Annotated in this window: 16 protein-coding genes; 11 read left to right on the forward strand and 5 right to left on the reverse strand. The window is 60.8% G+C overall.

Annotation, left to right across the window (positions count from 1 at the left end):
* Nucleotides 1-31: 31 nt before the first annotated feature.
* From ACRER8_RS06355 to ACRER8_RS06375, 5 genes are all read left to right on the forward strand, one after another.
* Nucleotides 32-2539 (forward strand): efflux RND transporter permease subunit, encoded by a 2508-nt coding sequence (locus ACRER8_RS06355; protein ID WP_431745496.1) that lies wholly within the window; start codon nucleotides 32-34, stop codon nucleotides 2537-2539.
* Between the two features lie 96 nt (nucleotides 2540-2635).
* A complete protein-coding gene (locus ACRER8_RS06360) occupies nucleotides 2636-3601 on the forward strand; it encodes a lactoylglutathione lyase (RefSeq protein WP_431745497.1) in 966 nt (321 codons plus the stop codon).
* A 1-nt stretch (nucleotide 3602) separates the two neighbouring features.
* Nucleotides 3603-4424 (forward strand): enoyl-CoA hydratase/isomerase family protein, encoded by an 822-nt coding sequence (locus ACRER8_RS06365; RefSeq protein ID WP_431745498.1) that lies wholly within the window; start codon nucleotides 3603-3605, stop codon nucleotides 4422-4424.
* A gap of 29 nt (nucleotides 4425-4453) precedes the next feature.
* The gene (locus ACRER8_RS06370) at nucleotides 4454-5284 is read left to right on the forward strand and encodes an SDR family NAD(P)-dependent oxidoreductase (protein WP_431745499.1); all 831 of its coding nucleotides are present in this window, start codon (nucleotides 4454-4456) and stop codon (nucleotides 5282-5284) included.
* Nucleotides 5285-5381: 97 nt separating this feature from the next.
* Nucleotides 5382-6965: a phytoene desaturase family protein gene (locus tag ACRER8_RS06375; protein WP_431745500.1), complete on the forward strand. Its 1584-nt coding sequence runs from the start codon at nucleotides 5382-5384 to the stop codon at nucleotides 6963-6965.
* A 12-nt stretch (nucleotides 6966-6977) separates the two neighbouring features.
* Here the strand turns inward: ACRER8_RS06375 and ACRER8_RS06380 are convergent, their stop codons facing one another.
* Complete coding sequence (locus ACRER8_RS06380) at nucleotides 6978-7628, reverse strand: TetR/AcrR family transcriptional regulator (protein WP_431745501.1); 651 nt, start codon at nucleotides 7626-7628, stop codon at nucleotides 6978-6980.
* A 251-nt stretch (nucleotides 7629-7879) separates the two neighbouring features.
* Here ACRER8_RS06380 and ACRER8_RS06385 point away from each other — a divergent pair, with 251 nt between their 5' ends.
* The 5 genes from ACRER8_RS06385 to ACRER8_RS06405 all read left to right on the forward strand — a co-directional run bounded on the left by ACRER8_RS06385 (nucleotide 7880) and on the right by ACRER8_RS06405 (nucleotide 12896).
* Nucleotides 7880-9157, forward strand: a complete 1278-nt coding sequence (locus ACRER8_RS06385; protein WP_431745502.1) for a cytochrome P450 — start codon at nucleotides 7880-7882, stop codon at nucleotides 9155-9157.
* A 66-nt stretch (nucleotides 9158-9223) separates the two neighbouring features.
* Nucleotides 9224-10255 (forward strand): hypothetical protein, encoded by a 1032-nt coding sequence (locus ACRER8_RS06390; protein ID WP_431745503.1) that lies wholly within the window; start codon nucleotides 9224-9226, stop codon nucleotides 10253-10255.
* A 168-nt stretch (nucleotides 10256-10423) separates the two neighbouring features.
* Nucleotides 10424-11215: an SDR family NAD(P)-dependent oxidoreductase gene (locus ACRER8_RS06395; RefSeq protein ID WP_431745504.1), complete on the forward strand. Its 792-nt coding sequence runs from the start codon at nucleotides 10424-10426 to the stop codon at nucleotides 11213-11215.
* A gap of 47 nt (nucleotides 11216-11262) precedes the next feature.
* Nucleotides 11263-12522: an MFS transporter gene (locus ACRER8_RS06400; protein WP_431745505.1), complete on the forward strand. Its 1260-nt coding sequence runs from the start codon at nucleotides 11263-11265 to the stop codon at nucleotides 12520-12522.
* Nucleotides 12523-12542: 20 nt separating this feature from the next.
* Complete coding sequence (locus ACRER8_RS06405) at nucleotides 12543-12896, forward strand: hypothetical protein (protein WP_110950356.1); 354 nt, start codon at nucleotides 12543-12545, stop codon at nucleotides 12894-12896.
* A 43-nt stretch (nucleotides 12897-12939) separates the two neighbouring features.
* On the opposite strand, the gene ACRER8_RS06410 is transcribed toward ACRER8_RS06405, so the two are convergent.
* The 4 genes from ACRER8_RS06410 to ACRER8_RS06425 all read right to left on the reverse strand — a co-directional run bounded on the left by ACRER8_RS06410 (nucleotide 12940) and on the right by ACRER8_RS06425 (nucleotide 16745).
* The gene (locus ACRER8_RS06410; protein ID WP_431745506.1) at nucleotides 12940-13773 is read right to left on the reverse strand and encodes an oxidoreductase; all 834 of its coding nucleotides are present in this window, start codon (nucleotides 13771-13773) and stop codon (nucleotides 12940-12942) included.
* A 30-nt stretch (nucleotides 13774-13803) separates the two neighbouring features.
* Entirely contained in the window at nucleotides 13804-15039 is a 1236-nt protein-coding gene (locus tag ACRER8_RS06415) for an NAD(P)/FAD-dependent oxidoreductase (RefSeq protein ID WP_431745507.1), read from the reverse strand.
* A 35-nt stretch (nucleotides 15040-15074) separates the two neighbouring features.
* Entirely contained in the window at nucleotides 15075-15395 is a 321-nt protein-coding gene (locus tag ACRER8_RS06420) for a 2Fe-2S iron-sulfur cluster-binding protein (protein ID WP_431745508.1), read from the reverse strand.
* 69 nt (nucleotides 15396-15464) lie between these two features.
* Nucleotides 15465-16745 (reverse strand): MFS transporter, encoded by a 1281-nt coding sequence (locus ACRER8_RS06425; RefSeq protein ID WP_431745509.1) that lies wholly within the window; start codon nucleotides 16743-16745, stop codon nucleotides 15465-15467.
* A gap of 379 nt (nucleotides 16746-17124) precedes the next feature.
* Between ACRER8_RS06425 and ACRER8_RS06430 the strand changes: the two genes are divergently transcribed.
* Nucleotides 17125-17361, forward strand: coding sequence for a ferredoxin (locus ACRER8_RS06430; protein WP_431745510.1), 237 nt, complete (start codon nucleotides 17125-17127; stop codon nucleotides 17359-17361).
* The last annotated feature ends 38 nt before the right edge of the window (nucleotides 17362-17399 follow it).

A 17399-nucleotide genomic window follows, 5' to 3' on the forward strand; every position in this document is an offset into this window, starting at 1 on the left:
GCTGGCAAGCATTTTCAACGGGAACGCAGCGATGGTAGAGCAAAAATACAACAGCGGAATGCCGGTGATCGCAGAGCTCAAGGACTTCGACATGAAGTCCGGTGGGCGGCTGGAGCGCATCATCTTCAACAACCGTATTCCGGTGATCATCGCCTGCTTGCTGGCGACGCTGATTCTCGGGTTCTTCGCCACCCGTCTTCAGGTCAACGCCAGTTTCGAGAAAATGATTCCCAGCGCCAGCCCCTATATCAAGAACTACCTGGCCTACAAAAGCGAACTGCCCGGGCTGGGCAACACCATTCGCATCGTGGTCGAGAACAAGACCGGCGATATCTACGATCCCGAATACCTGCAGGCACTGCAGAAGGTCAACGACACGCTGTATCTGATCCCCGGCGTCGACCGGTCGTGGATGAAGTCGTTGTGGATGCCCATCGTGCGCTGGAAGGAAGTCACCGAGGAAGGTATCGAGGGCGGTGCCGTGATGCCTGCCGATTACAACGGCAGCGCGGCATCCATTGACAAGCTGCGACAGAACATTGCCCGGGCCAACATCATCGGCAACCTGGTGGCCAACAACAGCCAGTCGAGCATGATCGTCGCGCCATTGCTGGAAACCAATCCACAGACCGGCCAGCCTTTGAATTACGGGGACTTCTCCAAACAGCTGGAGAGCCAGATTCGCTCATTGCAGAGTGACAAGATCGGCATTCACATCGTCGGGTTCAGCAAGCTGGTCGGCGACCTGATCGATGGCCTGTATGCCGTGATGATGTTCTTTGGGATCTCGGTGGTCATCGCTGCACTGTTCGTTTATCTCTACACCCGCTGCTTGCGCAGTACGCTGCTGCTGGTGGGCGTCGCAATAGCCGGGGTGATCTGGCTGCTGGGTCTGATGGAGTTGCTGGGCTACTCACTGGACCCGTATTCGATTCTGGTGCCATTTCTGATCTTCGCCATCGGCCTGTCCCATGGCACGCAGAAGATGAACGGAATCCTGCAGGACATCGGCCGCGGTACGCACAAGTACATTGCCGCGCGTTATACGTTCAGGCGCCTGTTCCTGACCGGCTTGACCGCGCTGCTGACCAACATCGTCGGTTTTGCCGTGTTAGTGATCATCGATATTCCAGTGATTCGCGACCTGGCGCTGACCACCAGCATCGGTGTTGCGGTATTGATCTTCACCAAGCTGTTGCTGATTCCCGTGGCGTTGTCCTATCTGGGCGTCAGTCAGCGAGCGGCGCGCATTGCGATCGAGAAGGACCGTGCCGGGGAGGCGAACAAAGGCATTCTGGGCAAGATCTGGCGCGGGCTCGACCGCTTCACCGAACGGCGCTGGGCGACCCTGGTGATTGTCGTATCCCTGCTGGTGACTGCCGGTGGCAGCGCGGTAATGATGCACCTGAAAGTCGGCGACCTCGATCCCGGCGCGCCGGAATTGCGTCCGGATTCACGCTACAACCAGGACAGTGCATTCATCTCGAAAAACTACGGGCTCTCCAATGACCAGTTCGTGGTGATCATGACCACCCCCGAGGACAGTTGCCGCCTTTACCCGGCCTTGCAGGCCATGGATCGCCTGGCATGGCGTCTGCGGCAGACCGCTGGCGTGCAAACCACAAACTCTTTGCCCGAAGCAGTGCGGTTCATTACCTCCGGCATGGCCGAAGGCAGCGGCAAGTGGTTGACGATCAGCCGGGACCAGGCCATCACCAACGCTTCGGTGGATGCGGCGATGATCTCCCAGCCTGGCATCACCAACCAGAAATGTTCGGTCACGCCGCTAATCGCCTATCTGGCCGATCACAAGGCCGACACCCTCAACCGGGTGCTCAATGTGGCCCAAGATTTCGCCGGTCAGAGTAAAGCCTCCGGCGCTGCTGATCAGCCGCAGTTTCTTCTGGCGGCCGGCAACGCAGGGATCGAGGCCGCGACCAACATCGAGGTCGAAAAAGGCATCGTTACCATGTATTTCGCGGTGTATGGCGCCACCGCGCTGCTGTGCCTGCTGACTTTCCGCAGCTGGCGCGCGACGCTGGTGGCGCTGATTCCGCTGGTCATGACCACGATCATCTGCAAGGCCTTGATGGTCTGGCTGGGCATCGGCCTGAAGGTCGCGACACTGCCGGTGATCGCCGTCGGGGTAGGGGTTGGCGTCGATTACGCGCTGTATCTGTTGAGCGTGCAACTGGCCGTACAGCAGCGCGGCGGCTCGCTGGCCACGGCTTATCGCCGTTCGCTGGATTTCACTGGACGCGTGGTCGCCTTGATCGGCCTGACCATGGCGGCTGGTGTCATCACGTGGGCCTGGTCACCGATCAAGTTCCAGGCTGATATGGGGATCCTCCTGACCTTCATGTTCCTGTGGAACATGCTCGGCGCGCTGGTCCTGATTCCGGCGCTGTCCCATTACCTGCTCAATCCGAAGCTTCGCAGCGACAGCGAACACCAGCAGGCCAGCACGCTCGACGCCACGGAGTCGGCTACGCCCAAGGATCGTCCCAGAACACATTCGGCCGCCGTCGTCGCCCATTGACACGCCGTTGCCACGACACGGCTGGTAGCAGCCAATCCATAAAGACAACCGCTGCCAGACCAGCGGGAAAAGCGAAACAGCACAAGGGGAAAGGGTATGTTCGAGTTGTTGATGAGTGCCGACATGATGGTGCCGGACCCGGATGCCATGACCGAGAAACTGGTCGACAAACTGGGTATCCATAAACACGAGCGCTGGCGTCAGGCGTTCGATAACCATCCTTACATCGCGCACTTCCTGCGGGTTCACAAGTCGCTGGCGGTATCGCCGACCCGTGTCGAACCGCAATGGCACCTGGACAAGCCCAATCCCGGCGATCCGCTGTTCCATGATTTCCTGGAAAGCCTCAAGCAATACCAGGGTCGGCATCGGCCGATGATCACCCACTCCATTGTCCTGGCGATCCATGGCGACAAGTTCAACGCATTGGTAGACAAACTGATGCGTCGGCGTCTGCCGTTCCGCATGGCGCAGCGCACAGACGAGATGCCGTTCGATCGGTTGTGGCTCGGCGTCACCCCGGAAAAACCGTATTACGAGCCTTCGGTGGATGGCGGCCTGTGCATCGAAATCATGCCTATGGAACCGTTGCAGATGCCGCCGGAGACATTTGCAGAGCCACCCGTGCAGCCCCGGGATCTCAAGCCTGGCGATATGGTGCGCGTCACCGCGCGCGGCTATCTGGTGCGTGATCTGGATGACACGTTGCGTCGTTGCTCGGCCAATCTGGGTTGGGGGCCAAGCGGCCCGATCCAGACCTTGCATGAGGAAGGTTATCGCCGCGCGCGCATGGGCTTCACCCTGGCCAACAGCGCAACCCTGGACGTTATCGAAGCGACCCGTTGGGACAGTGAGGTCGGGCTTTATCTGAACAGTTGGGGCCCTGGTCCTTACTACATCCGCATTGGCGTCCACGGTCTGGAGGCCAAGGCCGAAGACCTGCGCGCGCGGGGTACGGCATTCATGTGGATCGAAGCCAGCGAAGCCGTGGGTGGCAAACCTTTGATTCGTATCGATCCGAAGGAACTGGACGGCCAGTTGTTCGAGTTCGAGGAGTGCTGAGATGAGTGCCGAGCCTTTGCACCAGGAACTCAGAACCGTCATCAACGAAGCCGTTTCCGTCGAACGCGATGGCGCGGTGGGTTGGCTGGTGCTGACCCGTCCCGGACAGATCAACGCGATCAACGACCAGATTCGTCACGGCGCCCCGCAAGGGCTGCGCGAGCTTGAAGCCGATCCGCAGATCCGTGTCATCGTGATTCGTGGCGAGGGCGAGCGCGGGTTTTGCACCGGGGCCGATATCAAGGAGAGGCGCGGTGAGGAAACCGCGCTGCAAGTGCGACAACGGCTGCAAGGCTCGCGCTGGATCGGCAGCCTGGACAACATCGCCAAGCCGGTGATTGCCGCGATACATGGCTATTGCATGGGCGGCGGGCTGGAGTTGGCGCTGGCTTGCGATATCCGCTTCGCGGCGCCCAATGCCGTGTTCGCATTGCCCGAGACCGGGCTGGGCCTGATACCTGGCGGTGGCGGTACACAGCGTCTTTCCCGCGTCGTCGCGCCGGGCCGCGCGCTAGACATGTTGCTCACCGGTGACCGCATGAATGCCTTGGAGGCGCGGGAAATAGGCCTGGTCAGTCGACTCGCCAATGATTCTGCGACATTGCGCGATGAAGTTCTGGCGTTCGCCCGGCGTATCGCCGCCAAACCGCCCGCGGCCTCGGCTTCGGTCAAGCGCGCGGCGCGGGCCGCTCTGGAGCTAGACCTCAGACAGGGGCTGGATCTGGAGCTGGATCTGTTCGCGTTACTTGCGCCCAGCAAGGATGCGCGGGAAGCGGCACTCGCGTTCGCGGAGCGTCGCGAGCCACGTTTCACCGGCGAATGAAGCGCTGATCAACGACAGGAAAGAAGATCATGAGCACAGCAAGACTGGCAGAGCGGGTCGCCATCGTTACCGGCGGCGGCAACGGATTGGGCGCCGAGTGCGCACGGGTGTTGGCCAGCCACGGCGCCCATGTAGTCATCGTGGATATCAACGGCGATGCCGCCGAACAGGTTGCAAGCTCGATGAGCGAATCGGGCGGGCAGGCTCTGGCCGTTGCTTGCGATGTATCTTCAGAGGAACACGTCAAGGGCATGGTCGCGCAGGTCAAGGCGCGTTTCGGGCGTATCGACATCCTGCACAACAACGCCGCAGTGCTCAGCGTCGATCAACGCCAGCGCGACCGCGATATCTGCAACCTCGACATGCAGGCCTGGGATCGAGCCATCGCGGTCAACCTGCGCGGCGCGGTGCTGTGTTCCAAGTACGCGATCGCCGTGATGCTCGAGCGCAAGGCCGGCTCGGTGATCTTCGCGACGTCAGGACTGGGGATGCAGGGCGACATGTCGCTCACCGGTTATGCCTGCTCCAAGGCTGCGTTGATGATGCTGCCGCGCAGTATCGCCGCGCAGTACGGCAAACAGGGTATCCGCGCCAACGCCGTGCAGATCGGCCTGGCACCGGCTGACAACGCCCACGCCTCCATGCCGCCGGAGCTGCTGGCGATCATTCGCGACAACCACCTGACCCCGGAGCTGGGCACGCCTCGTCAGATCGCCGATGTGGTGGCGTTCCTGGCATCCGACGAGTCGTCGTTCATCACCGGCACCACGCTCGTCGCCGACGGGGGCTTCAGCAGTCACACTCCGTCGCTGGTGGCGATGCGAGCGTTGTTCGAAAAAACGGGCCGTTCGGGGATGTAAAGCCTCATTCCACTTTTTGCCTTCATGCCTGTGCGCCGGCACCTCCCGGAGCGATGCCGGCGTGTGGGCCACTGATGCTGGCTGAAAAGGATTTGACATGAATACTGCTGCGCAGAAGTCCGAATACGATGTGGTCATTGTCGGCGGAGGGCATAACGGCCTTTCGGCGGGTTGTTATCTGGCAGGCGAGGGCAAGTCGGTGCTGATCCTCGAGGCACTGGAGAAGGTGGGGGGCATGGCGTCATCCGGGTACCTGATCCCCGAAGCACCCAATCACCTAGTGCATCCGTGCGCCGCCGATTTGCTGTCGCTGCGTGCTCACTCGGTGGTCGAGGAGTTGCAGCTCGAACGCCACGGTTTCAAACAGGTCGAGCTGAAACCCGCTTATGTCTACCTGCACCCGGATGGCACGTCGCTGGTGTTCTGGCGTGATCCGCAGAAGACCGCTGAAGAAATTCGCAAATTCTCCCCGCAGGACGCCGATGCCTACGTCAGATTCGTCGAAGTGATCTTCGCTTTGCTCGACGTCGTGCACCCGATGATGCGCGTGGACCCGGCGCAGAAGAATCTGGGCGTCAAGTTCAAGGCCTTCCGCACCCTGCGCAGACACAAGGCGATCAAGCCGGACATCATCGCCCTGGCGACTGGCTCGGCCTACGGGGCGGCCGTCGAGCGCTTCGTCCATCCGGTGACGATTTCTGCGCTGACCTGCCTGACCGGCGCCGCGGGACCGGTGAAAGCCGATGGCAGCGGTTTGTACTTCGCGGTGCTGGGCTTCCTTCATCGCTTCGGCATCGGTCGGCCTATCGGCGGCATGCAGACTATCCCCAACGCCATGCTTTCGCGCTTCAAGGAACTGGGTGGTGAAGTGCGAACGCAAGCGCCCGTGGCAGAAATTATCTCCAGTAATGGCAAAGCCAATGGCGTGCGCCTGCAAAACGGCGAAGTGATCAAGGCCCGAGCGGTGGTCGCCAGTTGTCACCCCAAGGTAGCGCTGGACATGGTGACAGCTGGTGAACTGGAACGAAAATGGCTGACGCGCATTGCCATGGCGCCTGCCAATGCTCACGGCGGCTCGCCATTGAAAGTCGACATTGCCCTGAGCGGGCAGATCAGCGTGCCGTTGCATCAATCCAGACGCGCCGACGGGCTCAACCTGCGTGGCCCGGTATTACTGGTGGGGACCGCGGAAGCTGTAATCGAGAACTTCGAATCCGCCGCACGCGGCGAGGTGCCGAAAATGCCCTGGATGTGGATCGCCACGCCCAGCGCTATCGATGAGTCACAGACTCCGGAGGGGCAGGACATCGTGTATCTGTACCCGCCGGCAATGCCGGTCAATCCGCGCGAGGGCTGGGAAGCCATTCGTGAACAGGCCGTACGCCAGACCCTCGAGTTCGCCAGTCAGTACGTTCCGGAAATCGCCAGTCTGGAAATCGGTCGCCGCGTGGAGACCGCCCCGGAATTGGCGAAACGTCTGAATGCTCACAATGGGTGCGTGTTGCACATCGATACATCGATTTTTCGCTCCAGCACCATGCGCCCCGCAGCCGGGCTAGGGGGCGAGACGCTGCCGGTCGCCGGGCTGTTTTTCGGCGGTGCGGGTATCCATCCAGGTGGTGGCGTGACCGGTATGCCGGGCAAGATCGCTGCAGGTCGGGTCAAGCGCTTCTTGAAGTGAGCCAAAGCCCCATTAGGCGCTTGACGGGCCAGGCGCTGCGATGCTCGCCAGAACGAAGTCGGCCGAATGCGTTCGCCATGCCCGCAGGCCTTCTTCGGAATAGGTGTCCAGCCCGGTCAAGGCTGCTGTGGAATAGCGATTGGTGAACCAGCCCGTGGTCACCAAGGCGGCGGTGGCCAGAAACAGACGCGGGTCGAGCCCTTGCCGGAAGACCCCCGTTTCCGCGCCCCGCGCGAGTATGCCGTCGAGCTTGTGCACCAACCGGGGCGCCTGCTCCAGGAAGTGATTGCGCGGCGTGTGATGCGCGTCGTGATAACGGATGCCTTCCAGCGCCAGCGAACCCATCAGCGGGTCTTGTGTGTACTGATCGAAAAAGTGATTCAGCACCCGCCGCAGCGCTTGGGTCGGCTCAAGGCTGTCGACTTCAAGCCCCAGCAGTTCCGACATGATGCTGTCCGACGCTTCGTCGAGCACTGCGACGAACAGGCCTTCCTTGGTGCCGTAATAGTGATGGATCAATTGTTTGGTGACGCCCGCGTCCTGGGCAATGTCCTCGATGCGCGCGCCTGCCAGCCCCTTGTCGGAGAACGCCTGCCGGGCCGCGGCCAGAATCCGCTTGAGGGTATTGAGTTTACCGACCTCGGGCTGTTCGGGGCTTTTCACCGTCGTCTCCTTGCTGGTGGTTTTTGTTGTTGTTGGTGTTGCTGCGTGACAGGCCGTTGCCGCGATGAACGACACACTGCCGTCGTCCGCCGAAACAAGCAATCCCTGTGGGCATCTTCTGCGCGACGACGTTTCGTTTTACCCCGGGTACAACGAATTGAACACGCTGCGCACAGCTCTGTGGATACCATCGGTCGAGCGCGTCATTCACTCGACAGCCCCATAAGAACGACAAGAAAAAGGTGTGAAGCATGAGCAGCGAAAATACCGTTCTGAACCTCGAATCCGCTTACTCGGCCGTCTCGGATATGTACAAGGGCGCCGACCTCGACATTCACGCGCTGTGTCGGGAAATGCGCCGTCAGTCGCCGGTCCACGAAGGCGATTTCATCGCCCGGTTCGGCGTACCCACCAACGCCGGCATGCAGGCTGGAACCCGTCCGACATTCGCCCTGTTCAAGTATCAGGATGTGATGGCAGTGCTGCGTGACGGCGCGAGCTTCACCAGTGGTTTCATTGCCGAAGGCCTTGGCGCTTTTTTCGATGGTCTGATCATTCTGGCGATGGATGGCGAACAACACCGCAAAGTTCGCGCATTGCTTCAACCGGCGTTCATGCCGGAAACCGTGAACAAATGGCGCGGCAAGATCGACCGGGTGATCCGCGAAGATTTCCTGATCCCGATGATCGATGACAAGCGCGCGGACCTGATGGATTTCGGGCTCAATTTTCCGATCCGTGAAATGTACGCGCTGATGGGCTTTCCTGAGGATGACCCGCAGACCTATCGCCAATACGCCGCCTGGGCGCTGGCCATGGTCGGAGGCAATCAGATCGATCCGGCCAAGGCGCCGGAAGCGCGTCGCCTGGCGGGCATCGCGGTGAAATCCCTCTATGACGAGATTCTCAAGGTCGTGATCCAGCGCCGTGCCGATGGCAGTGACGGCGATGACCTGATTGGCCGTTTGCTGCGTGCCGAGCACGAAGGGCGTCAGCTTGACGATCATGAGGTCACGACCTTCGTGCGCTCGTTGCTGCCCGCTGCGGGCGAAACCACTTCACGTACCTTCAGCTCGGTGCTGACCCTGCTGTTGACCACCGACGGCCTGCTGGACCGCGTGCGCGACGACCGCTCGCTGATCGGTAAGCTGATCGACGAAACCGTGCGTTACGAGCCGGTTGCGACCTTCAAGGTCCGCGAAGCTGCCAGGGATGTGGAAATCGGCGGCGTGAAGATTCCCAAGGGTGCGTTCGTGCAATGCATGGTGGTGTCGGCCAACCGCGACGAAGAGGCATTCGAGAACCCGGATGCATTCGACATCGATCGCAAACCCAAGCCGTCATTCGGGTTCGGCTTCGGCCCGCACATGTGCATCGGACAGTTCGTCGCCAAGGTCGAACTCAACTGCGCGATCAACGCGATCCTCGACCTCTTTCCCAACGTACGTCTGGACCCTTCGAAACCCGCTCCGGTGATCAATGGCGCACAACTGCGCGGGGCGTCGAGCCTGCCGGTGATCTGGGACTGATACGGCCAGGTCGTCCGTTTGCCTTTCAGCAAAGAATTTCAACAACAAAAAGAGGGATTACGCAGCATGAAAACCTTCAAGACCATTCCTGAACGCGGAGACTTCGGCTTCCAGCAACTGGTGGGCCCGCACAAGGTAACGGGGCCTGCCATGGCCGGCGAGCGAGGATTCTTCGGTCTGCAACTGAGCAAAAGCGCGCCCTTCGGTTCCGTGCGCGACGAGGAGGGCAACATCTACTCGTTCGTGCGCTCGATCATGGCCCCGACCGGCACGCCGAACCCGACCAAATTCTTCTTCATGACCACCCTGGTCGATGGTAAGAACCTGCGCATGGACCAGACGAGAATCGCCCGGCAGGCGCTGACACCCAAGCCGGTGCAAGTGGTCGAAGGCGACACCGTGCGCTGGAGCAGCCAGCCCGGTGAGCCTGGCAACGGCTGGGAGATCACGGCGTCGAGCGAGCGGATCACCTATCGCGAAGACGGGCTGTTCAACCTGGAAGGACGTCTGCTCGCACCGGGCCTGCAGTGGTATCTGCCGGGCGTGGAGTGGGGAACGTTCTATGTCTCTCAGGTGTGGGACATCGCCGGCGTGTGTGACGGCAAACCGGTCAAGGGCGCGATGGCGCTGGATCAGTTCTATATGGCCGAAGGCGGCGCGATTCACTTCAAGAAAGACCTGGTGGTGAACAACAACAAGCACGTCATCTGGTGGACCTTCGCCACGGTGTACAAGGACGGCACCTGGGACACGGGCTCGTTCATGGTCGGCCACGATCATCTCGGTTACGCGATCTTTGCCAATGAAAAGGGCGAGGTGCGAGTTACCAACGACATCGAAGGGCTGGTCAAGCACAAGGAAGGCAGCTACTTCGTCGATACCGCGCGAATCGTCCTGGACGGCCAGGAAGAATGGGAATATCTGCCCGATCCGAAAGGCGAAATGATCGACTTCGTAGGGGGCTTCCCGGTCACCGCACAGCAGGAAGGACGCTGGCGCCGCGTGGGCGATACCCGCGAGCCGGATCGCTGGCTGGCGTGGGGCGAGTCGGACCGCCGCAACGGCCCGTCGCGTAACGTCGAGGGTTCGGATATTTGAACCCTGCTGTAGATCGCCTGCAGTCCTGACGCAGGGAACACATAGCAGCCCGAGTTGCCGCTGGTAGGGAGCTTGAGTACGCCACCGCCGGCAAGCGGTGCTGCTACGGCAAAGGGCATAAGCCCGTCGTAACACTGATCCAAACACAATAATAAAGAGGTCTGGCTCATGAGATTCAAAGACAAAGTGGTACTGGTGACCGGTGCAGGGCGTGGCATGGGACGGGCCATCGCCCTGGCCTTTGCCCGCGAAGGCGCGAAGGTCGTCGTCAGCGCGCGCACTGAAAGCCGTGGTCAGGAAACGGTGGCGCTGATCGAGGCCGCAGGGGCCGCTGCGTGTCTGGTCGGCGGCGATGTGGCTGACCGCGCTGCAGTGAAAGGCATGATCGAAGGCGGGGTCGATGCATTCGGCACACTGGACATTCTGGTGCACTGCGCAGCAGACACCAGCAGCGGCCTGATCGTCGAGATGGCCGACGAAACCTTCGATCACATCGTGCGCAGCAATGTACAGGCGCTGTTCTGGCTGGCCAAGGATGCCACGCCGCACCTGTCCCGATCCGCTGACAAGGGGCGACTGATCTACATCTCTTCCGGCGAAGCCAATCGCAAATACACCCCGCGCCTGATTCCCTACGGCTCGACCAAGGCCTTCATGAACGCTTTCGCCCGAGGTCTCGCAGTGGAACTGGGCGCGCTCAACGTCCTGGTCAACGTGGTCGAGCCCGGTCTGATCGGCACCGATCACATGCACGAAACCCTGGGCCATGAACTGCCGGACACACTCGCATCGAATTTCCCTGTGCCACGGGTCGGCAGGCCCGAGGAAATCGCATCGGCGGTGATGTTCCTGGCGTCCAATGAGGCGTCGTACATCACCGGAACTTCATTGTTGGTGGACGGTGGCGCAACCATGGTGGCGCTGCCGAAGATCGATGCCTCACTGAAAAACGCCCATTAATTTTCGATGCGCCGGGCGACGATGCTGCCTGACGCCGGAGCATGATCATGACCGTTTTACAGGATTCATTGACGCGCCGCGTCAGCACGGGCGAGTTCCACCGGGGCTGGCGCATCGTCGTATTGGGGCTGGCGGGCGTGCTGACCAGCATGAGCGCCGCGCTGCTGTATGGTTTCGGCACGCTGGTTATTCCGCTGCAGGACGCATTTGGCTGGAGTCGCGGCGAACTGCAGACATCGATCACGTTTCTGTTTGCCGGTGTCGCCATCGGCTCGCAACTGCTGGGTGGCCTGTACGCCCGCTATGGCTTGCGCCGGGTGGCCCTCGTCAGCCTTGTGCTGCAGGTGTTGTGTTATCTGTCGCTGACGATGCTCGGCGAGAGCGTTTACTGGTTGTATCTGGCGTTCTTCGTGATGCCGCTGCTGGCACTCGGCACCATCGCCATTACCTGGACCCAACTGGTCAGCCTCTGGTTCGAGCGCCACCGTGGCGTGGCCCTGGCGGTCATTCTCAGCGGATCGGGACTGGCTGCGATGATCATGCCGCCGCTATTGGCCTGGTCCATCCATCTCGGGGGCTGGCGTTCGGCGTTTATCCTGCTCGCGGCGATGCCGTTGCTGCTGACCTTGCCGATGGCGTTGGCGTGGCTGAAGTTTCCTGCGTCGTCGACCGCGGCAGAGACGTCCAGATCCGAACCCGTCGTCGAGGGGCTGCGGTTTGCCGCTGCGATTCGTACGCGGGTGTTCTGGGGCTGCAATCTTGCGCTGATTCTTTCAGTATCGTTGATCGTCGGCATGGTCACCACGATCGTGCCGTACCTCCAGGACAAGGGCGTGCCAAGCCTGACGGCCAGTCAGATCTTCAGCAGTTTCGGCATCTCGATCATCGCAGGAAGGCTGCTGGTGGGGTATCTGCTGGATCGCTTCGCGCCCCATGTAATCGCTGCCGCCAGTCTTTGCGTCCCCGCGCTGGGGTGCCTGCTGTTCATGTTCAGTGGTCCCGAGGCCATTGGTTTGCTGGTGCTGGCGACGATCTGCATCGGATTCAGTGCCGGTGCTGAATTCGATATTGCTGCGTTCATGATCGCGCGCTATTTCGGGCTTCGTGACTATGCGCGCATCTTTGGCTTGCATCTGGGGCTGGTGACGGTCATTTCCGGCCTGGCCCCGGCCCTGTTCGGTCACCTGTTTACCCTGTTCGGCAACTACAGCCCGGTGCTTTTCTATTGCCTGGGGTGTGCCGTCATTGCGCCGCTGGTGATGCTGACCCTGGGGTCCGTGCCGCTCTATCGCTCGCCTTCGACCTGATCATCTTTCGAGGTTCATCCATGACTATTCCCGATCAAAAGACCATCGAGCATTTCCTGCACGGGCAAGTCGAGTGCTGGAACAACGGTGACAAACAAGGGTTCTTCGCGCATTACCGACAGGTCGCCAGCAGAGGCCTTAGCATCGAATATGTCGGCCAGCCCGAACGGGACGCCTGGCAGGTGCTTGAAGGTATGTGGACGCAGCAACAGCCGCGGATCCGCATAGAAGTCAAACTGGTGGTGATCAAGGGTGACGAAGCGGCCTGTCATCACCGCAACGCGATCATCGGCAGTGAAGCGGGGATCGACACGATCGAGTTGTATCGGTTCGAAGAGGGGCTGTTGTCGGTCCGGTACTTCATTGCAGGTTGACGCGGTGGAGGCGGGGCCCGAACCCCGCCTGTTCCGCCCGAACTCAAAACCCGTCGGTTGAAGCCGACAGCGCCTGCCAGCGTTCGATTTCGTCGCGCATGCGCACCAGCTTCGCGTTGACCTGGCTGTAGGCATCGCTGCCGGCCAGGTAGCGCAGCGGCGGGGTTTCAGCGTTGGCCAGGGCGATCAGCGCGTCCGCCAGTTTTGCCGGATTGCCTGTCTGTTGGTGGTTACCGGCCGCGCAAGAGGCCTGTAGCTTGTCTACAAACGCTGCGTAGTCGTGCAACGACAGCGCACCGAACGCCATGGAGCTACTGTCGAGGAAGTCAGTGCGAAACACGCCCGGTTCGACCAGCGTCACGCGAATCCCGAAGCTGGCGACTTCCTGAGCCAGCGCCTCGCTGAAACCCTCTACGGCGAATTTCGATGCGCTGTACAACGACGCTCCGCCCATGCCAATCAAACCGCCGACGGACGACAGGTTGAACACCTGGCCGCTGCGCTGATTGCGCATCGCCGGCAACACCGCGCGGCACATATTGAACACGCCGAACACATTGGTCTGGAATTGCCGCTCCACTTGCGCCTGAGTGTTGGTTTCGAACGGGCCAAGCTGTCCGTAGCCGGCATTATTGACCAGCACATCGATGCGCCCGAAATGCGTCAATGCCGCATCCGCCGCGGCGTTTGCCTGCTGCGGATCGGTGACGTCCAACACCTGCTTGAACAGCTGATCCGGGCCTTCAGTGAAACACTCGTCCAGCGCTTGCATACGACGGGCCGTTACCATTACGCGGTCGCCAGCGGCCAAGGCAGCCCTGGCAATGAACGCACCCAACCCGCGCGAGGCGCCAGTGATCATCCAGACCTTGCTCATCGTTCGACTCCTGTAAAAGTCCGTTCGGATTCAGGGCCTGTTGGCCACTTCCCATGCCTTGAGTTCGAACCCCGGCGCTGCCGCTTGTGCCGCGGTCAGGTGGGGCGCACGGGCGAGGATCTTGCGGGCTGCCATGTGGTCGCCCGGACGATTGCAGGATTCAACGGCGATCAACTGATCGTTGCGGAAACACAGCACCGACAACTGTGAGGTTTCGGGCGAGCCGACGATCACGCTGCTGTCGTAGCCGGTGGAGAGTCCCGCGATCTGCAGCTTGAGCGGGCCTTGATCGGTCCAGAACCACGGCAGGGCTTCATAGGCAGCAGGTTTACCCATGAGGCGAGCCGCGATGCAGCGCGCCTGATCCACGGCGTTTTGTACCGACTCCAGGCGGATCGGCTGCTGATCGTTATGCAGGCAGGGGAAGCACGCGACATCGCCGAGCGCTGAAATCTGCGGGTCGCTGGTCAGCAGGTGAGCGTCGACCTTGATCCCGTTTTCGATGTGCAGCCCTGCTTCACTGGCGATTTGCACGTTGGCGATCACGCCGATGCCGAACACCACCAGATCGGCTGGCAGCCTGCGACCGTCACTGGTGATCACCGCGCAGACTTTGCCGTTGTCGCTTTCAATGCTTGCCAGCCCCTGGCGAAAATCGAAATGCACCCCCCAGCCTTCATGAGCCTTGCGGAACACCTCGGACATCTCCCGGGATACCGCACGTGCCATAGGGCGGTCGCCCAGTTCCAGCACATGTACGTTGGCTCCAAGGGCTGCGGCCACCGCCGCGAACTCCAGACCGATGAACCCGGCGCCCACCACCACCACGTCTCGCGCGGCATGGACCAAGGGCGCGAGGGTGTCGGCGTGCAGTTTGGTCTTGATGCCGAAGACGCCTTCGAGTTGCGCGCCGGGCACCGCCAGCGGGCGGTTGTGTGCGCCGGTCGCCAGCACCAGATGGTCGTAGCTCAGCGCTTCGCCTGAGGCCAGCAGAACCCGGCGGTTGAGCCGGTCAATGGCGGTCGCCTGATCGTGGATCAGTTCGATGTTCTGCGTGGCGAAAAAATCGGCCGGGCGAAACAGCAGTGCGGTGTCTGCAATCTTTCCCAGCAGGTATGCCTTGGACAAGGGTGGGCGCTGATAAGGCAGGCCGGGTTCGTCGCCAACCAGGACGATACGGCCGGTATGACCCTCCTGCCGCAGCGAAGCGGCGACCTGATAGCCCGCCTGACCTGCGCCGACAATCACGATTGAGGCAAGTGACATGACAACTCCTTGAACTTGATTATCGGAAAACAGGCTCAGTACTGGGATTCCGGCAACCGCAGCACCAGACCGTCGAGTGCGTCGCTGACGATCAACTGGCAGGTCAACCGGCTGTTTTCGGCCCGGCCGCAGGCGTAATCGAGCATGTCCGATTCCGTTTCTTCGGCGGTAGGGACGCGTGCCAGCCAGGCATCGTCGATGAACGCGTGACAGGTCGCGCAGCTGCAGGCACCACCGCAATCGGCTTGCAGGCCCGGGACGTTGGCAAAATTGGCGGCCTGCATGACCGATTGGCCAATGTCGGCGTGGACGCGGTGTTCAGTACCGTTGAATTCGATCAGGGTCAGAACTGGCATGCGGGTTTCCTCTGGTTTTTATTGTTGGGCAAGTCACGAAAGGCTGGCGCTGACAGCGGCAACGGGCGTTCAGGATTGGGCTGCCAGTGCAGCACCCTGAAAGCGCGGTGCGCGTCCCAGCATCAGCAGCAACAGCGGGCCGATCAGACAGCAGGCCATGCAATACACCAGCATCGCCGAGTAATCGCCGCTGCGACTGAGCATGAAAGCGAACAGCAACGGTGCGAGGGCCGAAGCCACGGTGTTCAAGCCCTGATGCACGCCGAACAGTCGGCCGTATTCCCGCAATCCGAAGTAGCGCGCGACGAGAAAAGCGGCGATGTCGAACTCGGCCCCTGCACCGAAACCCACCAGCATGGCCGCCATCAACAGCAGCTGAAAATCCGTGGTTCCACTGAGGTAAATCATGCAGCCCACGGCAGGCATCATCAGGCTGGCGGCAGCCACGGCAGGCGGCCAGAGCCGATCGAGCAGATAGCCGATCAACATCCGGCCGACGATCAGGGAGATCCCGAACCCGCTGAAGATCAGCCCGGCATCGGCGGCACTCAGCCCTTTGGACTGCAACAGCGGGATAGTACTGGTGACCATGCCAACTACCGAGGACACCACCAGCGATAGGGCCAGATTGCAGATCCAGAACTTGCCGGAGCGCATCCCCTCACGAAAGCTCATGCCGGGGAGGGCGAGCAACAGATGGTCAGCGGCTTTCTCTGCGTTCTCAGTTTGTCTGGCTTCGACACCCGGCAAGCGAAACCAGAGCAGGGTCAGCGGCAGAAGCACCACAAGGTTCAGAATTGCGAGCATGACAAAAGCCGCCCGCCAGTCCCACTGTTCGATACCCCAGGTCATCAGGCGCGGGACGATGGCTGCTGTCAGGCCAGTGCCCGACAAGCCGATCGCCAGCGCCAGGCCACGATTGCGCTCGTACCAGAGGCTCAGCAGCTGGGTCCATGTCACCGCGAGCGTGCCCATGCCGACGATGGGCAGCAGTGCGAACGCCAGATACATGGACCAGATCGAATGAGTGAGTTGGGTGGTCGCCAGGTAGCCGAGCACTAGCAACAGCAATGAGATCACCGTCACGCGTTTGATGCCGTAGCGAAGGTTGAACCAGCCGACCAGTTGCAGGGAAATGACGGCGCCACCAAACAGGAAAGTGATGCACGCCTGCAATTCCGGCCTGGTCCAGCCGAACGCCTGATTCAACGGCACGACCAGCGTGCCGAAGCCATACAGCAGCGCGGCATTGATGCTGATCGCGACACCGGCCACGGACAGAATGAGGATCTTCCAGGCGCTTCGAAATTCGCTGAAATCGATCGCCGCTTCGTTTTTCGAAGAGGTCATGTATTGGCTTCCTTTATAGGTTTTGTTGAGCCAGGCGTCGGAGCGTGCAAACCGTGCGAGTGATACGGCAGTTTCCGTTCGAGAACTGCGTTCCGGATCGAGAATATGGCAGCTGGGGATAGCTGTCCAGCGATCGCAAGCGGAATCACCGCTTAATAATAGACATAATTTCGATATATGTTCATCAATGCGCCGAAAAAGCCCGCGATTAGACCCGTGCAGAACACGCGTTAGCACTGCTCGGACGCTTTAAAAACGCTCAAGAGCGGGAGTTAGCGAGCAACGTGGCGTTTCAGATCATGGCAAACGGATGAAATATTTACAGTTGCCATGAAAGTGTTCATTATTGGCGCAACTGAACCTACAAGGGAGACAAGAAATGAGTTCAGACAAAGCGCAATTCAAAGTGGTGGCCGACCGTTCACGCTGCTGCGGCTATGGCCTGTGCGCGGCCGTTTGCCCCAGCATCTACAAGCTTGACGACGATGGACTGGTCTATCTTGATGATGACCGAGTGCCTCCTGAGCTTGAAGAGGAAGCCCGCGAAGGCGCCGCAGCCTGCCCGGCCGAAGCGATCTGGCTAGAACCTCTCGACACTCCCGACAACGCTGCCTGAGTCTTTGCCTGACGACGCTTTTGCCGTCAGCAATCGAA

It is taken from the genome of Pseudomonas sp., from assembly GCF_050739935.1.
Taxonomy (GTDB): domain Bacteria; phylum Pseudomonadota; class Gammaproteobacteria; order Pseudomonadales; family Pseudomonadaceae; genus Aquipseudomonas.